Origin of the sequence: Streptomyces sp., from assembly GCF_019510245.1 — a bacterium.
Taxonomy (GTDB): Bacteria; Actinomycetota; Actinomycetes; order Streptomycetales; family Streptomycetaceae; genus Streptomyces.
In genome coordinates, this window is the sequence record NZ_JAEKKT010000544.1 from 1 (window position 1) to 1,172 (window position 1,172).

General features: G+C 64.9%; 2 protein-coding genes and 1 pseudogene. 1 reads left to right on the plus strand and 2 read right to left on the minus strand.

The features are described from left to right. Window positions 1–139, plus strand: a pseudogene (locus JF597_RS55245) (LysR family transcriptional regulator); the annotation flags it as partial. Between the two features lie 106 nt (window positions 140–245). Here JF597_RS55245 and JF597_RS55250 read toward each other — a convergent pair. Next, on the minus strand, window positions 246–641 hold the full coding sequence (locus tag JF597_RS55250; RefSeq protein ID WP_294014842.1) for a GNAT family N-acetyltransferase: 396 nt from the start codon (window positions 639–641) through the stop codon (window positions 246–248). Window positions 642–802: 161 nt separating this feature from the next. After that, the coding region (locus JF597_RS55255; protein ID WP_294014844.1) for a dihydrofolate reductase family protein at window positions 803–1,172 on the minus strand (370 nt) is incomplete at its 5' end.

Below are 1,172 nucleotides of genomic sequence, written 5' to 3' on the forward strand. Positions count from 1 at the left end.
GCCACCACTCCCGCTGCCCGACGTACCCCTGTACCTGCTGTGGCACCAGCGCTACGACAACGACCGCGCCCACACCTGGCTACGAGACCTGGCCACCGACACCGTCCAGGCACTGTTCACACCACCGACCGCCTCTTAACAATCGCTCACCAATGGACCGGGAAGTGACGGATACGCCTGGGAAGATGTCTGGGGCAGCTGACTCCCGGGCGCACGAGTTCGCCAGGTCAGCGGCGCGAGCGCGTTCACAAGGCGATCAGACCTGCCGTCGTCTCTCTGAAGCCACAGGCATCGAAGTAGAACGCTCGCAAGTTCTCTTCGAAGTCGACATGCAGCCACTCACACCCCGCAGCACGGCATCCCTCAGCAGCGGCCTTGACCAGCGCGGCTCCCACCCCGTTCGAACGACTGCGCCGAGCGACGACCGTGTCCAGGACAAACGCATGGACGCCGCCGTCCCAGGCGACGTTGACGAAGCCGACCAAACGGCGATCTTCCCAGGCGCAGACCCACCCGAGGCTGTGACGTTGAAGCCTTGCCCGCCAGTCCGTCTGCCCGAGCAGGTGATCGAATCCTTCGGCATGCAGCTTGTTGAGAGCTGAGTTGTCGACGTCGCCCCGCCACTCATATGTGATCGCCATGATCCGAACCTAGTGACCGCCAGAGCGGAGATCAGCAGCCAGGTCATAGGCGCAGATGCGTCCGTCAACGAGCCGCATGTCTTCCTTCCGGTGGCCCTGGCACGCTGCAGCCTGTCGCTCAGTTGTCGGCCCGGCCCCGTGCAGCAGAGCTCAGGACGGCTCTAGTAGCTGTCGTAACCGGGATTGCCACTCGGCCGGTAGACGCCGAGGACGGTGCCGCCCTTCGTCGTCGAGACGCTGACCGGCTCCAGCGCGGTGGGGATCGCTCCGTCGGCGAACAGCCGCTTGCCGGTGCCGATGATCACCGGATGGATGGTGAGCCGGTACTCGTCGACGAGGCCGTGCCGCATGAGGGTCTGAGCGAGATCGCCGCTCCCGACGACGTTGATGTCGCCGCCGTCGGACGCCTTCAGCTTGCCTACGGCATCGACGGTGTCGCCCTCCAGCAGCGTGGAGTTCTGCCACTCGACGGACGTCAGGGTCCGAGACGCCACGTACTTGTGCATGCTGTTCATCCGATCGGTGAACGGG

Bases quoted from the DNA above. Each gene is read 5' to 3' on its own strand.
- JF597_RS55250 (WP_294014842.1), bottom strand. From the start codon at position 641: ATGGCGATCACATATGAGTGGCGGGGCGACGTCGACAACTCAGCTCTC.